Source organism: Bradyrhizobium sp. LeoA1Lang (assembly GCF_055413685.1).
In genome coordinates, this window is record NZ_JBVAPG010000002.1 from 108,966 (window position 1) to 129,449 (window position 20,484).

The window sequence follows — 20,484 nt, forward strand, 5'->3', positions numbered from 1 at the left end:
AGGAACGCAGACCATGCCGATGATCGACGCCGACGGATGCCTACTCAACGTCCAGGTGGAAGGCCGCGATGGCGGACCGACGCTGATGCTGTCGAATTCGCTGGGCTGTACGTTGCAGATGTGGGAACCGCAGATGAAGGCGCTGACGCAGGTGTTCCGCGTCATCCGCTACGACCGGCGCGGCCATGGCAAGTCGCAGGTTCCTCCCGGCCCCTATTCGATGGAGCGTTTCGGCCGCGACGTGCTGGCGATCCTCGACGATCTCAATATCGAGAAGACACATTGGTGCGGCCTGTCGATGGGCGGCATGGTCGGGCAATGGCTAGGCGCGAACGCGCCCGAACGCTTCGGCAAGATCATCCTCTCCAACACCGCCTGCTACTACCCGGACCCGACCAACTGGCACAACCGCATCAAGGCCGTGAAGGAAGGCGGCCTCGCCGCGGTCGCCGACACCGTGATCGCGGGCTGGCTGACGGCCGATTTCCGCGAGCGCGAGCCGCAGATCGCAGCCCGGATGAAGGCGATGCTGCTGGCTTCTCCTGCCGAGGGTTACGTCGCCTGCTGCGAGGCCTTGAGCACGCTCGACCAGCGCGAGCTGTTGCCTGACGTCAAGAGCCCGACGCTGGTGATCGCGGGCCGTCACGATATGGCAACGCCGATCGCCGCGGGCGAATACATCCGCAGCCGCATCCCCGGTGCGAGCATGACGATCCTCGATGCCGCGCATATCTCCAACGTCGAGCAGTCCCACGCCTTCACCGAAGCCGTGGTCGGCTTCCTGACGCAACGCTAAACGAGTGCCGTCATTGCGAGCGAAGCGAAGCAATCCATAGCGCCACTTGTGGAAATATGGATTGCTTCGTCGCTTCGCTCCTCGCAATGACGGGAGGAGACAATCATGGACGACGAGAAGCGCCGCGACGAGGGCATGACCCAGCGCCGCAAAGTGCTTGGCAATGAATGGGTGGATAAATCGATTGCCAACCGCAACGCCTTCAACACCGACTTCCAGGACCTGATCACGCGCTATGCCTGGGGCGATATCTGGACGCGGCCGCATTTCGACCATCGCACGCGGCGCGTGCTTGTCATCGGCACCATGGTCGCGCTTGGGCAGTGGGACGAATTCCGCCTGCATGTGCGCGCAGCCCTCACCGAAGGCGGCTTTTCGCCCGACGACATCAAGGAGATCCTGCTGCAGCAGGCGATCTATTGCGGCGTCCCCGCCGCCAACCATGCGGTGAAGGAAGCTTCCGCGATCGTCGCGGAACTAGGGCTGCTGAAGGGATAGCCCGCTGGCAGGCACGCTCGTATCGGACTCGTCCCGCACTTCGGCCACCCGCGGCGCGGCGCCCTCGACCAGCAGCACGATGCCGATGCCGAGCAGCATCAAGAGTTCGGTCGCATGCAGCCGCAGCGCCTCGGCCTCGCCGACTACGGACGCCGCCAGCATGCTGACGAAGCTGAGCACGCTGCCGAGCACGAGCGCCATGCCGAGCGTCTCATCGCCGCCGCCGCGCTCGCGGACCGAGCGAAGCGAAAGCAGCACCAGGTACAGTGCGAAAAAGGCAACCGTGGTGATCCGCACGAGCGCCAGCAGCCAGGCGATACGCACGCTCGCCACGCCCGACAGATGCAGATGATCGCTGATAAAGAACCCGATCGACACGCTCGGCCGTTCATAGAGACCGCGGACCGGCGAGGCCATGATCTGGAAGGCGATGCTCGTCCAGGCCGGGATGAAATAGGCGGCAAGCAGCGCGCCGCTGAATGAGCTGATCCGCCAGTTCGTCGACATCTGCCGCTCCCTGCTGTTCCGCTCGCCGACGCCGCGATGGCGGTTTGGGACGAGGTAACTTCGTTGGAACTGAAGCGGCAATCTAAACCCTTTGTTAACCTTAATTGGGGCGGCCGCCGCTGTGGACAGCGTCCAAAAGAAAGTCCCGCCTTTCGGCAGGACCTTCCTTTTGCTCTCGCTTGGACGGGAAACTAGCGCCCTTGGCCGGGGTTCTGGCCTTGGCCGGGATTCTGGCCGGGATTCTGGCCCGGGTTCTGGCCCTGACGGTTCGGGTCCTGCTGCTGCTGGCCGGGCTTGCTGCCGCCGCCCTGCTGCTGACCGGGCTTCTGGCCCGGATTTTGATTCTGCTGACCCGCGTTCTGGTTCTGATTGGCCATTCGCAATCTCCCTGGTTGGACCTGGTCCCTTCGAACCAGGCACGGGCCAACGCGGGAACCAGGACGCCGTTTCGGCGGGAACCGTCACGTCACGGTGAGCGAATGCTGGATCGGGAACCGATGGCAAAACTACCTCTGTACAAGCCCTTGATGCCGCAGCTCCCGCTGTTGCCGCCCAAGGGGTTCCACTGTTAGAAAATGATACGACGCGTCGGACAAGGCTGCCGGGAGCCCTCGCCGCGTCGCTCTCTCACAAGCGGCAGCGCATGGATTATTTCGCCCAGCAACTCATCAACGGTCTCGTGCTCGGCTCGATCTACGGGCTGATCGCGATCGGCTACACCATGGTCTATGGCATCGTCGGCATGATCAATTTCGCCCATGGCGACATCTTCATGATCGGCGGTTTCATCGCGCTGATCTCATTTTTGGTGCTGGTCTCGCTCGGCCTCACCGCGATCCCGCTGGTGCTGTTCGTCGTGCTGCTGGTGTCGATGGCGATCACCGCGCTCTATGGCTGGACGGTGGAGCGCATCGCCTACCGGCCGTTGCGGCATTCGTTCCGCCTGGCGCCGATGCTCTCAGCCATCGGCATGTCCTTCGTGCTGACGAATTTCTCGCAAGTCGCGCAAGGCGCGCGCGTCAAACCGGTGCCGCCGATCATCACCGGCGGCTACACGCTGCATGAGGGCGCAAGCGGCTTCGTGGTGCAGCTCTCGAATATCCAGATCATCGTCGTGCTCGCCACCGTGGTGCTGCTCGCGCTGTTCACCTGGCTGGTGTCGCGCACGCGGCTCGGGCGCGACATGCGCGCCTGCGAGCAGGACCAGACCATGGCGGCGCTGCTCGGCGTCGACGTCGACCGCACCATCTCCATGACCTTCGTGATCGGCGCCGCGCTCGCCGCCGTCGCCGGCATGATGTACCTGCTCTATTACGGCCTGGTCGATTTCTTCATGGGCTTCGTCGCCGGCATCAAGGCCTTCACCGCCGCGGTCCTCGGCGGCATCGGCTCGCTGCCCGGCGCGATGCTGGGGGGACTTGCGATCGGGCTGATCGAGACGTTCTGGTCGGCCTATTTCTCGGTCGAGTACAAAGACGTCGCCGCCTTTTCGATCCTGATCGTGGTCTTGATCTTCCTTCCGACCGGCCTGCTCGGCCGGCCTGAAGTCGAAAAAGTCTGACGGGCAGCCGCGTGGCCGCGTCAACGCTCGAGAAGAAACCGGCGTCGCGCGCGAGCGGCGCCGCCTTCATCCTCAAGAAGGCCACGATCAGCGCTCTCGTCGCGCTGGTGCTGTTCTCGCTGATGATCGGCGTCCGCACCGAGGCCGGCCCGCAGGGCGGGCTGATCTACTGGACGCGGTTCGGCGATCTCGCCGCCATCGTCGCCGCCGTGTTCGGCGGCAGCATCGTCATCGAGCTGCTGCGGCAATGGTGGGGCCCCGCCGACAAGGTCCGTGTCGTTCCACCAGCGGTGCAACATGCGCTGTCGCTCGCCGGACGTCTGATCGCGCCGGCGCTGCTGATCTTCACCTTCATGGTGCCGGTGATCTTCTATGATCAGCGCTACATCCTCGATCTCGCGATCCTCGTGCTCACCTATGTGATGCTCGGATGGGGATTGAACGTGGTCGTCGGCCTCGCCGGCCTGCTCGATCTCGGCTATGTCGCCTTCTACGCCGTCGGCGCCTATTCCTACGCGCTGCTCGCCACCAATTTCGGACTGTCGTTCTGGGTCTGCCTGCCGCTCGCCGGCATCCTCGCGGCGTTCTGGGGCGTGCTGCTCGGCTTTCCCGTGCTCAGATTGCGCGGCGACTATCTCGCGATCGTGACGCTGGCCTTCGGCGAAATCATCCGCCTCGTCATCATCAATTGGCAAAGCCTGACGGGAGGACCGAACGGCGTCTCCGGCATCCCGCGGCCGACCTTGTTCGGCATTCCGCTCACGCCAGGTGAAGACGGGCTGGCGGCGCGGCTTGGCATCGAGTTCTCGCCGACGCACCGCATCGTCTTCCTGTTCTACGTGATCCTGGCGATGGCGCTGCTGACCAACTGGGTGACGATCCGACTGCGCCGCCTGCCGATCGGCCGCGCCTGGGAGGCGTTGCGCGAGGACGAAGTCGCCTGCCGCGCGCTCGGCATCAACACCACCACGACCAAGCTCACGGCCTTTGCGACCGGCGCGATGTTCGGTGGCTTTGCCGGCGCGTTCTTTGCGACGCGCCAGGGCTTCATCAGCCCGGAATCCTTCACCTTCCAGGAATCCGCGCTGGTGCTCGCCATCGTCGTGCTCGGCGGCATGGGCTCGCAGCTCGGCGTGGCGCTGGCTGCGCTGGCGATGATCGGCGGCTTCGAGCTGTTCCGCGGCCTCGACCAGTACCGCATGCTCGTGTTCGGGATGGCGATGGTGCTGTTGATGATCTGGCGGCCGCGCGGACTGATCGGCCATCGCGCGCCGACCGTCTATCTCGAGCGCAACCAGGCGATCTCCTCCGACCTCGTCAAGGAGGGGCATGGATGACCATCCTCTCCGTCAACGGCCTGTCGATGCGGTTCGGCGGCATCGTCGCCGTGAACAATCTCTCCTTCGATGCCGGACGGCGCAAGATCACCGCGCTGATCGGTCCGAACGGCGCCGGCAAGACCACCGTCTTCAACTGCATCACCGGTTTCTACAGGCCGAGCGGCGGCTCGATCGCCCTCACCCATGACGACGGCAAGACGATCCAGCTCGAACGTCTCAACGATTTCCGCATCTCCAAGCAGGCGCGTGTGGCGCGCACCTTCCAGAACATCCGCCTGTTCCCCGGCATGACTGCGCTGGAGAATCTGATGGTGGCGCAGCACAACGCACTGATGCGCGCCTCCGGCCTGACCTTCCTCGGCCTGATCGGCGCACCATCCTGGCGCAGCGCGGAAGCACGCGCGATCGAGCTGGCGCGCACCTGGCTTGTGCGCATCGGCCTGCTCGACCGCGCCGACGATGCCGCCGGCAACCTCCCCTACGGCGACCAGCGCCGGCTCGAGATCGCGCGCGCGATGTGCACGGAGCCTGCGCTGCTCTGCCTCGACGAGCCGGCCGCCGGCCTCAATGCGCGCGAGAGCGCCGCGCTAAGCGAGCTGCTGCTCTCGATCCGCTCGGAACTCGGCACCTCGATCCTCTTGATCGAGCACGACATGTCCGTGGTGATGGAGATTTCCGACCACGTCGTGGTGATGGATTACGGCGTCAAGATCGCCGAGGGAACCCCAGCGGCCGTGCGCGACGATCCCAAGGTGATCGCCGCCTATCTCGGCGCCGACGAGGAAGAAGCCATCGCCGTCATGGAGAGCGGCACGTGATCGCGCGTTCCGATAGAACCTCGCCCTGCAAAGTGCCCGTGGCCGATTGTTCTCTCTCCCCGTCATGCCCGGGCTTGTCCCGGGCATCCACGCAGTTTCTACGGCGCGGCCAGAAGAACGTGGATGGCCGGGACCCGGCTACGCCACGGCTTCGCCGGGTACTCGAGTGTTGGTCCGGCGAAGCGATAGCGAAGACGGGCAAGCCCGGCCATGACGGTTGCGAGGGCATCCGATGAGTTCCACGACTCCCCTCCTCGCGATCCGCGGCCTGCGCGCCGCGTACGGCAAGATCGAAGCCCTCAAGGGCGTCGATCTTGAGATCAATGCCGGCGAGATCGTTGCGCTGATCGGCGCCAATGGTGCCGGCAAGTCGACGCTGATGATGACGATCTTCGGCAAGCCGCGCGCCCGCGCCGGCGCGATCGAGTTCGATGGCGATGACATCACCGGCGTGCCGACGCACGAGATCGCGCGGCTTAGGATCGCACAGTCGCCCGAGGGACGCCGGATCTTTCCGCGCATGAGCGTCGCGGAAAACCTGCAGATGGGCGCTGACGTGACCGAGTGCAGCGAAGCGGAACGCGCGGCCGCGCTGGAACGCGTGTTCACGCTGTTCCCCCGGCTTAAGGAACGCGTCAACCAGCGTGGCGGCACGCTCTCCGGCGGTGAGCAGCAGATGCTGGCGATCGGCCGCGCGCTGATGAGCCGTCCGCGCCTGTTGATGCTGGATGAGCCTTCGCTCGGCCTCGCGCCGCTGATCGCACGCCAGATCTTCGACGCGATCCGCACCCTGAACCGCCAGGATGGCCTGACCGTCCTGATCGTCGAGCAGAACGCCAACCACGCGCTGAAACTCGCCCATCGCGGCTACGTCATGGTCAACGGCCTGATCACGCTGTCCGGAACCGGCAGCGAGCTGTTGCAGCGGCCGGAGATCCGCGCTGCCTATCTGGAAGGCGGACGGCGGGGCTAAGCCTTTTGGACCCCATCCTGCGGCAAGATGCTGCGAAGGGACCGTGCATTTGCCTGAAAAATGCCGATGACTTCACGGCAAATTCAGTCGACAATGCCTTCGGTTTCGCATCCGGCGGCGCGCCGGATGCCTCCCTTAAGCGATGACCACGGGGACTCCAGATGAAATCACTCAAGCTGATCGGCCTGGCATTCGGCGCATCGCTCGCACTGTCGGCGAGCGCATTCGCGCAGGACATCACCATCGCAGTGGCGGGCCCGATGACCGGCTCCGAATCCGCGTTCGGCCGGCAGATGAAGAACGGCGCCGAACAGGCGGTTTCCGATCTCAATGCCGCGGGCGGCGTGCTCGGCAAGAAGCTCAAGCTCGAGGTCGGCGACGATGCCTGCGATCCCAAGCAGGCGCGCTCGGTTGCCGAGAAGCTTTCCAGCGCGCGCATTCCCTTCGTCGCCGGTCATTTCTGCTCGTCGTCGTCGATCCCGGCCTCCGAGGCCTATGCCGACGGCAACACGCTGCAGATCACGCCAGCCTCGACCAACCCGCTGTTCACCGAACGCAAGCTCTGGAACGTCGCACGCGTCTGCGGCCGTGACGACCAGCAGGGCCTGGTCGCCGCCGAATACATCATCAAGAATTTCAAGGGCAAGAACGTCGCGATCTTGAACGACAAGACCACCTACGGCAAGGGCCTCGCGGACGAGACCAAGAAGGCGCTGAACAAGGCCGGCTTCCAGGAGAAGATGTTCGAGTCCTACAACAAGGGCGACAAGGATTTTAACTCCATCGTCTCGCGGTTGAAGCGCGACAATATCGATCTCGTCTATGTCGGCGGCTACCACCAGGAGGCCGGCCTGATCCTGCGCCAGATGCGCGACCAGGGCCTGCAAACGGTGCTGATGGCGGGCGATGCCATGAACGACAAGGAGTTCGCCTCGATCACCGGCCCCGCCGCCGAAGGCACGCTGTTCACCTTCGGCCCCGATCCCCGCAACAAGCCGACCGCGAAAGCCATCGTCGAGAAGTTCAAGGCCAAGAACATCGATCCCGAAGGCTACACGCTCTACACCTATGCCGCGATGCAGGTGTGGTCGCAAGCGGTCGCCAAGGTCGGCTCGACCGATCCGAAGAAAGTGATGGACGCGATCAAGGCCGGCGAGTGGGACACCGTGCTCGGCAAGATGGCCTTCGACGCCAAGGGCGACATCAAGGCGATCGACTACGTCGTCTACAAGTGGGACGCCAAGGGCAACTACACCGAAGTCAACCCGAAGGGGTCGTAGGGCTCACGGACTGCTCGCCGCAACTACCGCCGTCATTCCGGGGGCGCGTAGCGCGAGCCCGGAATCCATCGGGCAGCATGCGCAAGTGGCAAAATGGATTCCGGGCTCGTCCTTCGGACGCCCCGGAATGACAATGCGCATAATGCCCGAGCCATGCAAAAATTGCCCGTCGTGCAAATCACCAAAAGTCTGTCCAGCCCTCGCGCAAAAAACATTCCGCTTTCGCCGTCGGGCAAATCAGTGATTTAACTCCGCGCGTCTCACGGCGGATGAGGGGCGGCTCGCGATCGTCACGAACGTTGCGGTGAGATGCGGTGGACGCGATGCGTGCGACTGACGAGCGCATGTGACGCGGACGGCGAAGTCGTGTGGTCCTGGCGCCCCGACGCTGGCGCTAAGTTTTTCGTGCGAACTTTCTTCGCGCGAGAAGTGACGGTGGCAAAAGAGCCCGGTCACCGGGGGAGAGCACGAAGTAAGCCGTAACACCATCGCGCAGGGAAAGCCGGAATGCTTCGGTTGAACCTGTGGTCCTACCCCCGTGCTTTTTGTTGCACGGGACCCACGGGTGCAACCAGCACCCGGCTTTCCCTGTGCCCTCTTGTTCGATGAGAGGGCGGAAAGTAACGCAAAGCTCGGACGCAATGCGCCGCGAGAACGCGGACTCGTATCTCTCACCATACTCCACTGTCATGCCCGCGAAGGCGGGCATCCAGTATCCGGCGGCCTCTCGGCTTAAGCACCGCCGCCTCTGGAATACTGGATCGTCCGCCTTCGCGGACGATGACAGCGGAGACGCTGTTTGACATTTAAATCGGAACTCTCCGCCCGTCATTGCGAGGCGCGCAGCGCCGCGGCAATCCATTGCCTCAGCAAGTGGCGAGATGGATTGCTTCGCTCCGCTCGCAATGACGCCACGAAAACCGGCCCGATCAAACCGCCGCGCGCACCGCAACGGCAGCAACCGCCTGCCGCGCGTTCTCGATGGCGCGCATCAGGTCGTTCGGACGGAACGGCTTCTGCAGGCAGACCACGTTCGACAGGTCCGGCGCTTCAGCGACGAAATCCAGCGCCGTCATGCCGGAGATCGCGACGATGGGGAAATCCGGCTGGCGGTCACGCATCATCGACATGAGGTCGAGACCGCTCTTGCCCTGCAGGAAGATGTCGATGATCGCAAGATCGAATTTGGCCGTTTCGAACGCCTTGATTCCCTCCGCGGCGGATGCCGCCTCGACAATCTCGAAACGATTGACGCGCAGCACAATCGCGATCATCGCGCGCACGTCGGATTGGTCGTCGACAACGAGAACTCGGGCCATGAAAACCCCCGGGACCGGCTGCGGGAAGCCTAATCGTGGAAAACGCTATGCAGTAGGTGATCAGGCGAATTATCTATCCTGTCAGTAAAGAGGTGGTTACCTCAATTGGATACGGGCGCCCGGTTCAATTCCCTGCCGGTAGCAGATAACCTTGGATCGATTTCGAGCGATTGGTTTTGTCGCACCAAAGCGACGCATAGCGGGTCTATCGGACTTTGATTTCTGCCTTCCCCAGGCCAGTGGCGACAGCCTCCCTCCCCACCGGCACGGATGGAGCGGCCGGATGTTCCACTTTGTGTGGACAGCCCGCGCGCGGGTTTGACGTGATCCCCTGTCTTGCGTTCGATACCGCCTTCCAGGAGACCATCAGTGCTCAAGGGTAACGACCGCAGCTTCTTCCTTTCGACCATGCCGGCCTCGCGCGGCGACCGCAACGTGGCGCTGGCGGTGGTCGTCGTCTCGGCCGTGCTGTTCGCTATTGCGATACCATTCGCCGGGATGCCGCTGACGCCGGTGCCGGCCTTCGTGGCGAGCTACCAGTCCGCGCTGGCGATCAACGATCTCATCACGGCGGTGTTGCTGTTTTCGCAGTTCGCCATCCTGCGCTGGCGGGCGATGCTGCTGCTCGCGAGCGGGTATCTCTTCACCGCCGCGGCCGCGGTCACCCACGCGCTGACCTTTCCGGGCCTGTTTGCGCCGGCGGGCCTGTTCGGCGCCGGTTCGCAGACCACGGTCTGGCTCTTCATGGTCTGGCACGGCTTCTTCCCGCTGATGGTGCTCGGCTACGCGCTTTCGAAGGGAGACGACGGCGCCCGGATCCGCGGCTCGACGATGTCGGCGATCATGGGCAGCGTCGCGGCGGTTGTCGTCGCGATGGCACTGTTCGCCTGGATCGTCACCGCCCAGCACGACCGCCTCCCCGTCCTCTTGAGCGGCGGACACTACACGCCGGTCATGATCGGCGTGGTCTCGACGGTGCTGTTCCTCTGTGCCGCCGCGATTGGCGCGCTGTGGTTCCGGAAACCGCATTCCGTCATCGACATCTGGCTCATGGTCGTGCTGTGCGCCTGGCTGTTCGACATCGCGCTGTCGGCCATGCTCAACGTGGCGAGATTCGATCTCGGTTTCTATGCCGGGCGCATCTACGGATTGTGCGCCGCCAGTTTCGTGCTCGCAGTGTTGTTGATCGATAATGTCGCGCTGCAGGCGCAGATGTCGCGGCTTTTGGGTGTGGTCCGCCGCCAGGCCGCCACCGAACGCGACCACCATGCCGAACGCGAGCGGCTGTTCAGCGCGGTCGTGGAATCCTCCAACGACGCCATCATCACCAAGTCGCTCGACGGCACCATCACCGCCTGGAATCCGGCTGCGGAGCGCCTGTTCGGCTATCCGGCAGCCACGGCGGTCGGCCAGCATATCGATATCATCGTGCCGCCCGACCGTCGCGGCGAAATCGACGACATCCTCACGCGGATCGGGAGCGGCGAAAAGCTGGCGCACTATGAGACGCAGCGGCTGCACAAGAGCGGCAAGCCGATCGACGTCTCGCTCAGTGTCTCACCACTGCTGTCGGCGACGGGCGAGATCGTCGGCGCGTCCAAGATCGCGCACGACATCACCGAAAGCAGGCGGACGCAGAAGGCGCTCAACCAGGAGATCGAAGAGCGGCAGCGCATCTTCGAGACCTCGCAGGATTTCCTGTCGGTGACCGACAAGCAGGGCAATTTCGTCCAGGTCAGTCCGAGCGCCAAGACCATTGTGGGCTACGATCCTGCCGAGATGGTCGGACGTTCCGCGGTCGAGTTTGTTCATCCGGACGATCTCGAAAATACCCGCAACGAGATGCGCGCCGGCCGGCGCGGCCAGAGCAAGCGCGGTTTCGAGACACGCCTGATCCGCAAGGACGGCGAAGTGGTGTCGCTCAACTGGTCCGCAACCTATTCGGAGCCGGTCAAGCGCTATTTCTTCATCGGCCGTGATCTCACCGAGAAGCAGGCCGCCGAAGCGCAGATCCGGCAGGTGCAGAAGATGGACGCGGTCGGCCAGCTTACCGGCGGCGTCGCCCATGACTTCAACAACATCCTGACCGTCATCACCGGCACCATCGGCATCCTGGAAGAAGCGGTCTCCGACCGGCCCGACCTCGTCGCCATCGCCCGGCTGATCGACGAAGCCGCCGAGCGCGGCGCCAACCTGACCAAGCACCTGCTCGCCTTCGCCCGCAAGCAGCCGCTGCAGCCGGTCGATGTCGATATCAATGCGCTGATCCTGGAGGCGGCGAAGCTGCTGCGTCCGACGCTCGGCGAGCATATCGAGGTCACGCCGATGCTGGCCGAGGACGCCTGGACGGCAATGGTCGATCCGAACCAGCTCACCGCGGCAATCCTCAATCTCGCGCTGAATGCGCGCGATGCCATGCCCCGCGGCGGCAAGCTGGCGCTCGAAAGCCGCAACGTCTATCTCGACGAGGGCTATGCCAGCATGCACAGCGAGGTCACGGTCGGCCATTACGTCATGGTCGCCGTCAGCGACAGCGGCACCGGCATTCCCACCCATCTTCTGGAAAAAGTGTTCGATCCCTTCTTCACCACCAAGGAAGTCGGCAAGGGCACCGGGCTCGGCCTTTCAATGGTGTTCGGCTTCGTCAAGCAGTCGGGCGGGCACATCAAGATCTATAGCGAGGAACGCCACGGCACCTCGGTCAAGATGTATCTGCCGCGCGCGACCGGCCTCGCCCAGACCGTCGTGGAAGCGCAGCAGTCCGCCAATGTCCAGGGCGGAAATGAAGTCATCCTGGTGGTCGAGGACGACGCGCTGGTGCGCAAATATGTCGTGACCCAGATCACAAGCCTCGGCTACGCGACGCTCGAGGCGGCCAATGCCGCCGAGGCGCTCAACATCATCGATACCGGCGCGCCGATCGACCTCCTGTTCACCGACGTCATCATGCCCGGCGCCATGAACGGACGTCAGCTCGTCGACGAGGCGCTGAAGCGGCGGCCTGGGCTCAAGACGCTGTACACGTCGGGCTACACAGAGAACGCGATCGTCCATCACGGGCGGCTCGATTCCGGCGTGCTCTTGCTGGCGAAACCCTACCGCAAGTCGGAGCTTGCCAAGATGATCCGGCTCGCGCTCGGCAGTTGATGCGTCATGCCTGGCCGCTATATCAATCAATAGGACGAGAAGAGGACGCGCGCTTTGAAAAATCTCCTCACCGACATCGCAGGCGTCCGTGTCGGCCATGCCGACGACGCCTCGATCGCCTCCGGCGTCACCGCGATCATCTTTGACAAGCCTGCCGTGGCGTCGATCGACGTGCGCGGCGGCGGCCCCGGCACGCGCGACGACGCACTGCTGCAGCCGCACAATACCGTCGATGCGGTGGACGCGATCGCGCTGTCCGGCGGCTCCGCCCTCGGCCTCGATGCTGCCGGCGGCGTGCAGGCCTGGCTTGCCGAGCAAGGCCGGGGTTTGCGGATTCGCGAGGCCGTGATCCCGATCGTGCCCGGTGCGATCTGCTTCGATCTCTTGAACGGCGGCAACAAGGCGTGGGGACGGTTCCCGCCCTATCGCGATCTCGCCTATGCCGCGGCGGCTGCGGCCGGCAGCGATTTCCGGCTCGGCAGCGTCGGCGCCGGCATGGGCGCGACCACGGCCAACCTGAAGGGCGGACTGGGATCGGCGTCGGCGCGAACCGATGACGGCGTGACAGTTGCCGCACTGGCCGTCGTCAATGCGGTCGGCGCCGTCACGGTCGGCGACGGCCCGTCGTTCTGGGCCGCCCCTTTCGAGGTCGACGGGGAATTCGGCGGGCGTGGTCTGCCGGCCGCATTCACGCCTGATATGTTGAAGGCGCGGCTGAAGGGCGGGCCGGCGGCGACATCCGGCGAGAACACCACGCTGGTCGTCGTCGTGACCGACGCCACGCTGACAAAATCACAGGCCAAGCGGCTGGCGATGATCGCGCAGACCGGCATGGCGCGGGCGATCTATCCGGTGCATGCGCCGCTCGACGGCGACGTGGTGTTTGCCGCGGCGACCGGCGAGAAGCCGATCGATCCTTTGTTCGGCCTCACCGAACTCGGCATGCACGCCGCCAACACCGTGGCCCGCGCGATCGCGCGTGGCGTCTACGCGGCGACAGCGCTGCCGTTCGCCGGCGCGCTGCCGAGCTGGCAGGACCGGTTCGGCTAGACCTGTGATGCAAACCGGGAGCTTACGCGCTGACCGAGAGCGAGGCCCAGGCCTGCGCCGAGATAGGGCTGGCCTGCCGCTGCTCCAGTTGGTCGACGGCCTGCCGCTGCACCAACTGGTCGATGGAATTGTAGGACGAGGTGGCAGCCCGCGCGGCCGACGAGCTCGCAGCCGAGGTCGCCGTCACCTTCGATCCGTCGGCATAGGTGGTCGTTGTCGTGACCGATCCATCGCTGTTGGTAACCGAAGCGCTGGTGCCGTCGAGCGCCTGCATCAGCGCATCGGCACTGCCGCCACCCCCGCCACCGTGATGACGAACGTGGGAGCCACGACCGGAGCCGCCTTTCAAAGCCGAGGACATCTCGTCGAGAGTGACGTTGCCGTCGCCGTCCTTGTCCAGCTTGGAGAACACGTCATCGGCCTTCGCCAGATTGGTCCCGCCGGCGCCGAGCGCATCCTCGAATTCGGATTTCGTGATCTTGCCGTTGCCGTCGCCATCGATCTGCCCGAACAAATCCTTCAGCGCATCCGAGCGACTCTTGGTCGAGGCAGCCGTGCCGGTCGATGCCTGGCTCTGCGCATCGAGCAGCGCGCTCATCGTCTCCGGGGCGATCGGCGCAGAGCTGCTGCCGGCCGATCCGGAACTCGGGGCCGCGCCGGTCGGCGCCGTCGTCGCGCCGGAAATATCGAAGATGTTGCCGGCGTCCTGGGTCAGGCCGGTGGACTTTGCCTGCGACGTCTTCGACGACGTCAGCGACTTCAGGAGATCGATAGCCGACGACGCAGCGCCAAGGGCGAACAGCATGAGAGGGAACTCCGACAATACAGCGTGAGCGGCGGCCCAACACCTGCACGGCTAGCGAGCAAGCGCCGTGCCATGGCGAAAAGCCCTTTAAAATCGGCATTTCGTGCACACAAACGGGTTCGCGGCAGCCGGCAATTGCTGCCGCCGCGGCAGTTTTTTCCTGCCCGCGACTTCCCTCCTGTGCATTGCCCGCTACCGGCATGCATGTTAGGCGGAACCATCCCGCTTGCTACAGAGATGCCTTCGGAGAGCGTCCATGTCCCAGCCCTTCACGCCACGTCCGCTGGTGATCGCGCCGTCGATCCTTGCCTCGGATTTCTCGAAACTCGGCGAAGAAGTCCGCGCCGTCGACCAGGCCGGCGCCGACTGGATCCATCTCGACGTCATGGACGGGCATTTCGTGCCGAACATCTCTTATGGCCCCGATGTCATCAAGGCGATGCGCCCGCACACCAAGAAGATCTTCGATGCGCATTTGATGATCTCGCCCTGCGATCCCTATCTCGAGGCGTTCGCGAAGGCCGGCTGCGACCACATCACGGTGCATGCGGAGGCCGGCCCGCATTTGCATCGTTCGCTGCAGGCGATCCGCGGGCTCGGCAAGAAAGCGGGCGTCTCGATCAATCCGGCGACGCCCGTGAGCGCGATCGAGCATGTGCTCGACCTGATCGACCTTGTGCTGGTGATGTCGGTCAATCCGGGATTTGGCGGCCAGGCCTTCATCCGTTCGTCGCTCGGCAAGGTCAGCGACGTCTGGGCGATGACCGCCGGCCGGCCGATCGACATCGAGGTCGACGGCGGCGTCGCGCCCGATGTGTCGGGAGAGCTGGCAGCCGCCGGCGCCAATGCGTTCGTCGCCGGCTCAGCCGTGTTCAAGGGCGGCACGATGGAATCGTACAAGGCCAACATCTCCGCGATCCGCAACGCGGCGGCGCTGGCGCGCGGCGAAGCGATCTAGCTTTCCCGTGGCGGGCGCACCACGGTGACCGTGCACGGCGCCTCCGACGCCACTTTCGCCGAGACGCTGCCGAGCAGCGTCCGCAGCATGGAGTCCTGTCGCGCGCCGATCACGATGTGATCGACCTGATTGGCCTCCGCGAATTCCAGGATCGCCGCCGCGGGATCGATCGCCTCCAGCACATGCACCGACAGCCGGTTCTCGTCGAGCTTCAGCGACGACGCCCAGTGCCGCAGCGCGACCAGGCGGTCGACATGCTTGTTGTTGCCCTTCTCATCCAGTGTCCGGTCGATGCTGACGAGGCCGAGCTTGAGCACGTTGACGCATGCGAGCCGGGCCTGCGGCAGTGTCCCAAGAATTCGCTGCGCGGTGACGCGCAAGGCGTCGTTCAGCGGGCCCGAGGTCTCCATGGTATCGATCGCAACCACCAGGATCGGGCTCGACGCCAGTTGCACGGCGACGTCGGACTTCGGCTGCGGCTGCCACGCCCCGCGGTTGAAGCGGCGGCGCATCACCGTCGCGAACGGATCGCGCTCGCGCCGCTCCGCGCGCGCCGTCAGCTTGACCTGGTCGGGGTTGCCGAGATCGAAGGCGACCTGCGAGGCGGTCGGATAGCGCCAGGCGGGCTCGATCTCCAGGCATCGCAGGACGATCTCCTGCAGCCAGGGCGGATAGTCGCCCCTGAGCTTGCGCGGCGGATAGGGATCGCGCCACAGCCGCCGACGCATGCCGCGCAGCGTTTCGCTCTCGCCGAACGGCCGCACCCCGGTGGTGAAGAAATACAGGAGCACGCCGAGCGAAAACAGATCGCTGCGCGGATCGTCGCGCACCCCGAGCAGGCGCTCCGGCGCCATATACGGCGCGGTGCCGTAAGGCAGGCGAAATTCTTCCTGCAGCAGATCGGGCAGATGTTCGTGATGCGACAGGCCGAAATCGATCAGCACCGTCTCTCCGCTCTCGCGGAACATGATGCTGCTCGGCTTGATGTCGTGATGGATGACGTTCTGCCGATGCAGCGCCGACAGCCCAGCGGCGATCTTGATCCCGAGCCCCCTCGCCTCCTCGTAAGCGATCGGCAGATCGTCCAGCCGCTTGTACAGCGTCTGGCCCGGGATGCGTTCGATCACGACATAGGCCCGGCGCGCGAAATCGCCGGTGCCGAAGCAGGCCGGCACATGCGGCCCGGACAATCGCGGCAGGATCATCTGCTCCATCTCGAAGCTGACGATGGCGGCGGGATCCTCACCTTCCGAGACCCGCGGGACCTTCATCAGCAGCGGCACGTCGATGCCCGGATGGGTGACGCTCCACAGCGTCGCCATGCCGCCGCGATGCACGCACTCGCCAATGGTGAAGCCATCGATGACGGTGCCCGGCTGCATGAAAATTGTCGCCATCTGCTATCGGCCGACAAACAGGCGATCGGCCAGCCAGCCCGGCAGGCCATTCTCGCGAATCAGGGTTGCCGCCGCCTCGATATCATAGGGGGCACGACAGTAGGTGACCTCCCGCCTCTCGGTGTCGAACATGGAGAAGGCGGCTGCGGGAATGCCGTCGCGGGGCTGGCCGACGGAGCCGAGCACCGCAAGCCAGCGCCGGCCCACCAAAAGCTGCACGGGTACGCTCGTCGTCGGCACAAAGCTCGTCATCTTCGCCGTCGACGACATCGAATAGAGCGCGGGACGGTGGATATGGCCGCAAAAGGTGACTGGAGCATCCGCAGCCATCATGCTGCGCGCAGCGTCCGACGCGTCGCGCACGTAGCGCCATCTGGTCGGATTCGACGCCTCGGAATGGACGTAGAGGCGGTCGTCCTCCTGCTGCTCCAGGGGCAGTTCGGCGAGGAAGCGCCGCTGCGCCGCGCTGAGCTTGCCACGGGTCCACTCGATCACCGCCTGGGCTTCGGCGTTCATCGCGTCGTTGTCGATGCCGATGGCGCTGTCATGGTTGCCGCGAACGGCGATCGCGCCGTCCTCGACCAGCCCCATAACGGTGTCCACGGTCCATTCGGGGTCGGCGCCATAGCCGACGAAATCGCCGAGAAGGATGAACTTCTCCGCGCCTTGCGCACGCGCAGCCTCAAGGCAGGCACCAAACGCCTGCCGATTGCCGTGGATATCCGCAAACAGCGCGAGCCGCACATCATCCTCCCCAGCCAATCCTGGCGGGCCCAACCACATCTGTCTTGATGGATATCAAACACGAGCGAAAGTCGCCCGCAAATGGACCGGGAGAATCGGTCGCGAAACTACGTGTTAGCGCTTAGGACAGGCTTCGAGCCCGCGGAACAGCAGTGCCAGCAACGCGTCGGTGCGCTCCTGCAGGTCCGGATCACCCCATTCGTCGGCATGGGCCGGGTGATGAAGGCTTCTCGTCGCCTCGAAAATCGCGCGGGCCGCTGTCTTGGGATCCTTGACCTCGAACACGCCCTGCTCGACGCCATCGGACAGGATATGCGCGATCTGATCGGTCAGGCATTCCTTGTGGCCCTTGACCACAACACAAGCCTCGCGCGCCAGCGTCAGATAGGTGCGGAACATCTCAGGATCGTCGGCAAACCTGGCTTGTTTGGTCGCGAACAGCGTGCGCAGCCACCGGTCGAGCCGGGCCTGCGCAGGGCCGGTACCCACTGCGATCTCCTGCAGCGGGGCCTTGGCCCGGTCGAGCCAGCGTTTTGCCACCGCCTCACGGAGCGAAGCCTTGCTTGGGAAGTGCCGGTAGACACTGCCGTGGCTCACATCGAGCGCACGAGCAACGTCCACCACGGTCGCCTTGGCGAGCCCGTAGCGACGCAGGACGTCCTCGGTGACCTCCAGGATACGTTCAGGGGTCAAGACGACTGCTTCGTTCATGGCTCCACCCTATCCCCAGCTATTGGGCATTTCCACTCCGGCGGTCAGGCGCATCGCAAAACGGCCTGGCCGGTCGTTAAGGCAATCCTATTCCAGTTAGCGGGCCAATTTCTCCGCTTGGGCCGCCAAGTGGCGAGCCACCTGCTGATTGAGCCAGCGCTGGATCTGTTCAGTCAAATGCAAAATCTCGATCGTCATCATCGTAGTCTCCGGCAAGTCCGTGGCCGGCGCTTTGGCCTGAAACCGGTACTCGTACTCTTCCGGATCAAGCCTTTCGCGGCCGCGAGCCACGGGGCGCCCCATCCGGCGTCCGAAGGTGGATATAGCATGTCTGACTGACAGATTACAATATCTGTTACTCAATAACCCGTGATTGACGTTTGTCAGGTGCGGAACCCAGCTAGCCGAGTCCCCGCCGGGCGGCCCGCCTCCCTGAGACGGGCCTCATCAGTATCCAGAGACCTATTGCTCGTCCTTCGGCGGCATTCGCGGCGGCAGCAGCGGGGTAAATGACACACCGTCACCGGGTCCTGGGGCCGCCGTCAGCGCCCCGCCGGTCGAGGGATCGCCACCCGACGTCTCGATCACGGCGCTCGGGGTGATGTATTCCCTGGCCGCCGCGATCAGGCCGCCCTCGCCGGTGCCAAAATCCGCGGCCCGCCCGCCCTGGGGACGGCCGGCGGCAATCTCGGTGATGGCCTTGTCGGTCTTCTGCGCCAGCGAGTCGCTGTAGGGGATGCGGTAGGCTCTGGGGATGGCGCTCGGCCGGTTGTCTTCGTCGAGGGTCTCGACCCAAAGATAGATCGAGCCGGGGTCGCCCTCCAGCGAGTGCGGCTCCACGATGCGTGCTTGCAACAGCTTGAACGAGGCCGGCAACCTGTCGACGCTAGCCCAGCCCAGCAGGCCGCGCACGCCCATAAAGCTCGCAATATAGAATGCGCTGGTCACGACGACCGCAATCGCCTTGGCCGACCAGGGCAAGCGTGCATAGACCAGGATGACGAGCAATAGCGCGCCGATCAGCGCATAGCTGATCGAGAGCGTGAGGATGACCGACTGGAGATTGTTCACGGGCGAGACATCCTGACGCCTGTCTTCGGATCGAGATCCGCGCCGTTTGCGCGCACGTTGCGGAACGTCTCCATCAATGATTTCTGCCGCTGCTGGACGTCGACCACCTTGCCTTCGGCATCGACCCAGAAACGCAGCGCGGTTTTCTCATCGCCGGTGTGATCGAGCGTCAACTTGTTGTCGAAGATCACCTGGGCGGTCGGATTGAGCTTCTGCACCTTCACGCTGACCGGAACTGGCTGCCCGGTCGTCGCCTGGAAATGCGAAATATTGACGGTGTATTCGCCGGGGATGATGCCGCGCACGGTGACGATCTCCTCGCGGATTGGCGACGGAATCTTCTTGCCGTTGACGATGATGAAATCGTTGGCGCCGCCACGATCGTCGCGGTCGAGCGTGAGGAAGCCGGCTTCGCGGCGGCGATACCAGGCGATATTGCCCGCGGGATCCTGCACGAAGAGATCGAAATCATCGGGATGATTGTCGGGCCAGTCCATCGTGATGATGAACTCGGCCTTGGAGTCGATCTTGCCCTCCTTCGACTCCGGCGAGACCGCAAGCAACGCGAGGAAGAACAGGAAGGCGACGACCTGCAGCGCCTTGAACAGCATCACGCCGAGCGGATCGAAATGTTCCTCCCGCGGATAGAGGCCGAACTCATCCATCATGATGGTGTTCCAAGGCCGGGGTGACGTGCGTCTCGGTCAACATGACGGCATCGGAAAACACCCGCTGGGTGGCGGCATCGAGCATGTAGTATTGGATCCTGACGAGGATCGATCCGATCAGGCCGGCCAGCGTCGTGTACATGGCTACCGCCATGCCGTCGCTCATCAGCCCCATCGACGATCGCATCGCGACCTTGTCGGCGGCATCGAGGGTTGCGATCGGCGCCAGCATGATGATGAAGCCGATGATGGTCCCGAGCAGCCCGAGCTTCATCAGCGTATCGGAAACGAAGGCGCCGAAGGCGTTGGAGCCGCGCAGCCGGTCCGCCAGCGACCTGAGCAGCAATGTCTGATCGATGCGGCCGGTGGTCTGCGCCGCGGCCTTCTTCACCAGGTTGCGGATGTGGTCGCTGACGAGCCCTCCAGGCAGAGCGCGCGCATTCTCGTCGAGCCTCCTCGCGGCGCCGGGAGTGGACAGGATCGCGCGGCAGCGTCTGGCCGCCTCGCCTTCGCGCGCGATCGCTCGCGTCCGCCAGAAACAATGGAGGCAGGTGATGACGTAGAGAACGGCGATCAGGCTCGAAATGTAGGTGCGATCCGAGGTGACCATGAGATGCAGCAACCCGTATCGCCACAGCAGCACGGCGGCGAAGATCGAAAGCCCCGTGAAGATCATCCATAGCAACAGGACACTTCGCTCCGAAGTATCCTTGCCGGGCAAGGTGGTCTCGGCGCCAACCGTGGCACTCATGCAGCTTTGCTCCCTGAGGGCGGCCAAGAGCGACGGCCCGCAAACGGTCCCCGGCTTTGTTAATCCGAGGCGGCAGCTTGCGTCCAAAGA

General features: G+C 64.4%; 20 protein-coding genes. 10 read left to right on the forward strand and 10 right to left on the reverse strand.

The window, feature by feature from the left end:
* Positions 1–13: 13 nt before the first annotated feature.
* The gene (gene pcaD, locus ACZYOF_RS01320) at positions 14–796 is read left to right on the forward strand and encodes a 3-oxoadipate enol-lactonase (RefSeq protein ID WP_463714517.1); all 783 of its coding nucleotides are present in this window, start codon (positions 14–16) and stop codon (positions 794–796) included.
* A 105-nt stretch (positions 797–901) separates the two neighbouring features.
* Positions 902–1,294 (forward strand): carboxymuconolactone decarboxylase family protein, encoded by a 393-nt coding sequence (locus ACZYOF_RS01325; protein WP_463714518.1) that lies wholly within the window; start codon positions 902–904, stop codon positions 1,292–1,294.
* Here ACZYOF_RS01325 and ACZYOF_RS01330 read toward each other — a convergent pair.
* The gene (locus ACZYOF_RS01330; protein ID WP_463714519.1) at positions 1,274–1,801 is read right to left on the reverse strand and encodes a hypothetical protein; all 528 of its coding nucleotides are present in this window, start codon (positions 1,799–1,801) and stop codon (positions 1,274–1,276) included. The genes ACZYOF_RS01325 and ACZYOF_RS01330 overlap by 21 nt on opposite strands.
* A 191-nt stretch (positions 1,802–1,992) precedes the next feature.
* Complete coding sequence (locus ACZYOF_RS01335; protein ID WP_130580250.1) at positions 1,993–2,178, reverse strand: hypothetical protein; 186 nt, start codon at positions 2,176–2,178, stop codon at positions 1,993–1,995.
* A gap of 266 nt (positions 2,179–2,444) precedes the next feature.
* Between ACZYOF_RS01335 and ACZYOF_RS01340 the strand changes: the two genes are divergently transcribed.
* The 5 genes from ACZYOF_RS01340 (at position 2,445) to ACZYOF_RS01360 (ending at position 7,773) form a co-directional block, all read left to right on the forward strand.
* Complete coding sequence (locus tag ACZYOF_RS01340) at positions 2,445–3,362, forward strand: ABC transporter permease subunit (RefSeq protein ID WP_394565922.1); 918 nt, start codon at positions 2,445–2,447, stop codon at positions 3,360–3,362.
* 11 nt (positions 3,363–3,373) lie between these two features.
* Entirely contained in the window at positions 3,374–4,699 is a 1,326-nt protein-coding gene (gene livM, locus ACZYOF_RS01345) for a high-affinity branched-chain amino acid ABC transporter permease LivM (RefSeq protein WP_463714520.1), read from the forward strand.
* On the forward strand, positions 4,696–5,520 hold the full coding sequence (locus ACZYOF_RS01350; RefSeq protein WP_463714521.1) for an ABC transporter ATP-binding protein: 825 nt from the start codon (positions 4,696–4,698) through the stop codon (positions 5,518–5,520). The genes livM and ACZYOF_RS01350 overlap by 4 nt, the downstream gene beginning before the upstream one ends.
* Before the next feature lie 232 nt (positions 5,521–5,752).
* Positions 5,753–6,493, forward strand: a complete 741-nt coding sequence (locus ACZYOF_RS01355; protein ID WP_463714522.1) for an ABC transporter ATP-binding protein — start codon at positions 5,753–5,755, stop codon at positions 6,491–6,493.
* A 161-nt stretch (positions 6,494–6,654) separates the two neighbouring features.
* A complete protein-coding gene (locus ACZYOF_RS01360) occupies positions 6,655–7,773 on the forward strand; it encodes a branched-chain amino acid ABC transporter substrate-binding protein (protein WP_463714523.1) in 1,119 nt (372 codons plus the stop codon).
* Between the two features lie 929 nt (positions 7,774–8,702).
* On the opposite strand, the gene ACZYOF_RS01365 is transcribed toward ACZYOF_RS01360, so the two are convergent.
* Complete coding sequence (locus tag ACZYOF_RS01365) at positions 8,703–9,092, reverse strand: response regulator (protein WP_394565925.1); 390 nt, start codon at positions 9,090–9,092, stop codon at positions 8,703–8,705.
* Between the two features lie 408 nt (positions 9,093–9,500).
* Between ACZYOF_RS01365 and ACZYOF_RS01370 the strand changes: the two genes are divergently transcribed.
* On the forward strand, positions 9,501–12,239 hold the full coding sequence (locus tag ACZYOF_RS01370) for a PAS domain S-box protein (RefSeq protein ID WP_463714558.1): 2,739 nt from the start codon (positions 9,501–9,503) through the stop codon (positions 12,237–12,239).
* A 54-nt stretch (positions 12,240–12,293) separates the two neighbouring features.
* Complete coding sequence (locus ACZYOF_RS01375) at positions 12,294–13,289, forward strand: P1 family peptidase (protein WP_463714524.1); 996 nt, start codon at positions 12,294–12,296, stop codon at positions 13,287–13,289.
* 22 nt (positions 13,290–13,311) lie between these two features.
* On the opposite strand, the gene ACZYOF_RS01380 is transcribed toward ACZYOF_RS01375, so the two are convergent.
* Positions 13,312–14,094 carry an EF-hand domain-containing protein gene (locus ACZYOF_RS01380; RefSeq protein WP_463714525.1) on the reverse strand — a complete coding sequence of 261 codons (783 nt, stop codon included), beginning with the start codon at positions 14,092–14,094 and terminating at the stop codon, positions 13,312–13,314.
* 256 nt (positions 14,095–14,350) lie between these two features.
* On the opposite strand from ACZYOF_RS01380, the gene rpe reads away from it, so the two are divergent.
* On the forward strand, positions 14,351–15,052 hold the full coding sequence (gene rpe / locus ACZYOF_RS01385; RefSeq protein ID WP_463714526.1) for a ribulose-phosphate 3-epimerase: 702 nt from the start codon (positions 14,351–14,353) through the stop codon (positions 15,050–15,052).
* On the opposite strand, the gene ACZYOF_RS01390 is transcribed toward rpe, so the two are convergent.
* The 6 genes from ACZYOF_RS01390 to ACZYOF_RS01415 all read right to left on the reverse strand — a co-directional run bounded on the left by ACZYOF_RS01390 (position 15,049) and on the right by ACZYOF_RS01415 (position 20,394).
* Positions 15,049–16,449 carry a protein kinase domain-containing protein gene (locus tag ACZYOF_RS01390; RefSeq protein WP_463714527.1) on the reverse strand — a complete coding sequence of 467 codons (1,401 nt, stop codon included), beginning with the start codon at positions 16,447–16,449 and terminating at the stop codon, positions 15,049–15,051. The two genes, rpe and ACZYOF_RS01390, sit on opposite strands and share 4 nt — an antisense overlap.
* Before the next feature lie 3 nt (positions 16,450–16,452).
* Positions 16,453–17,193 (reverse strand): metallophosphoesterase family protein, encoded by a 741-nt coding sequence (locus tag ACZYOF_RS01395; protein WP_463714528.1) that lies wholly within the window; start codon positions 17,191–17,193, stop codon positions 16,453–16,455.
* 114 nt (positions 17,194–17,307) lie between these two features.
* Positions 17,308–17,904 (reverse strand): TetR/AcrR family transcriptional regulator, encoded by a 597-nt coding sequence (locus ACZYOF_RS01400; protein WP_463714529.1) that lies wholly within the window; start codon positions 17,902–17,904, stop codon positions 17,308–17,310.
* A 462-nt stretch (positions 17,905–18,366) separates the two neighbouring features.
* On the reverse strand, positions 18,367–18,975 hold the full coding sequence (locus tag ACZYOF_RS01405; RefSeq protein WP_130580218.1) for a hypothetical protein: 609 nt from the start codon (positions 18,973–18,975) through the stop codon (positions 18,367–18,369).
* Positions 18,972–19,643 (reverse strand): hypothetical protein, encoded by a 672-nt coding sequence (locus ACZYOF_RS01410; RefSeq protein ID WP_463714530.1) that lies wholly within the window; start codon positions 19,641–19,643, stop codon positions 18,972–18,974. The genes ACZYOF_RS01405 and ACZYOF_RS01410 overlap by 4 nt, the downstream gene beginning before the upstream one ends.
* Positions 19,633–20,394 (reverse strand): MotA/TolQ/ExbB proton channel family protein, encoded by a 762-nt coding sequence (locus tag ACZYOF_RS01415; protein ID WP_282531998.1) that lies wholly within the window; start codon positions 20,392–20,394, stop codon positions 19,633–19,635. Before ACZYOF_RS01415 ends, ACZYOF_RS01410 begins: the two co-directional genes overlap by 11 nt.
* Between the last annotated feature and the right edge of the window lie 90 nt (positions 20,395–20,484).

Excerpts from the sequence above, each read along its gene's own strand:
- pcaD (WP_463714517.1), top strand. The coding sequence starts at position 14 with ATGCCGATGATCGACGCCGACGGATGCCTACTCAACGTCCAGGTGGAA.
- ACZYOF_RS01325 (WP_463714518.1), top strand. The coding sequence starts at position 902 with ATGGACGACGAGAAGCGCCGCGACGAGGGCATGACCCAGCGCCGCAAA.
- ACZYOF_RS01330 (WP_463714519.1), bottom strand. The coding sequence starts at position 1,801 with ATGTCGACGAACTGGCGGATCAGCTCATTCAGCGGCGCGCTGCTTGCC.
- ACZYOF_RS01335 (WP_130580250.1), bottom strand. The coding sequence starts at position 2,178 with ATGGCCAATCAGAACCAGAACGCGGGTCAGCAGAATCAAAATCCGGGC.
- ACZYOF_RS01340 (WP_394565922.1), top strand. The coding sequence starts at position 2,445 with ATGGATTATTTCGCCCAGCAACTCATCAACGGTCTCGTGCTCGGCTCG.
- ACZYOF_RS01350 (WP_463714521.1), top strand. The coding sequence starts at position 4,696 with ATGACCATCCTCTCCGTCAACGGCCTGTCGATGCGGTTCGGCGGCATC.
- ACZYOF_RS01355 (WP_463714522.1), top strand. The coding sequence starts at position 5,753 with ATGAGTTCCACGACTCCCCTCCTCGCGATCCGCGGCCTGCGCGCCGCG.
- ACZYOF_RS01360 (WP_463714523.1), top strand. The coding sequence starts at position 6,655 with ATGAAATCACTCAAGCTGATCGGCCTGGCATTCGGCGCATCGCTCGCA.
- ACZYOF_RS01365 (WP_394565925.1), bottom strand. The coding sequence starts at position 9,092 with ATGGCCCGAGTTCTCGTTGTCGACGACCAATCCGACGTGCGCGCGATG.
- ACZYOF_RS01370 (WP_463714558.1), top strand. The coding sequence starts at position 9,501 with ATGCCGGCCTCGCGCGGCGACCGCAACGTGGCGCTGGCGGTGGTCGTC.
- ACZYOF_RS01380 (WP_463714525.1), bottom strand. The coding sequence starts at position 14,094 with ATGCTGTTCGCCCTTGGCGCTGCGTCGTCGGCTATCGATCTCCTGAAG.
- rpe (WP_463714526.1), top strand. The coding sequence starts at position 14,351 with ATGTCCCAGCCCTTCACGCCACGTCCGCTGGTGATCGCGCCGTCGATC.
- ACZYOF_RS01390 (WP_463714527.1), bottom strand. The coding sequence starts at position 16,449 with ATGGCGACAATTTTCATGCAGCCGGGCACCGTCATCGATGGCTTCACC.
- ACZYOF_RS01400 (WP_463714529.1), bottom strand. The coding sequence starts at position 17,904 with ATGAACGAAGCAGTCGTCTTGACCCCTGAACGTATCCTGGAGGTCACC.
- ACZYOF_RS01410 (WP_463714530.1), bottom strand. The coding sequence starts at position 19,643 with ATGATGGATGAGTTCGGCCTCTATCCGCGGGAGGAACATTTCGATCCG.
- ACZYOF_RS01415 (WP_282531998.1), bottom strand. The coding sequence starts at position 20,394 with ATGAGTGCCACGGTTGGCGCCGAGACCACCTTGCCCGGCAAGGATACT.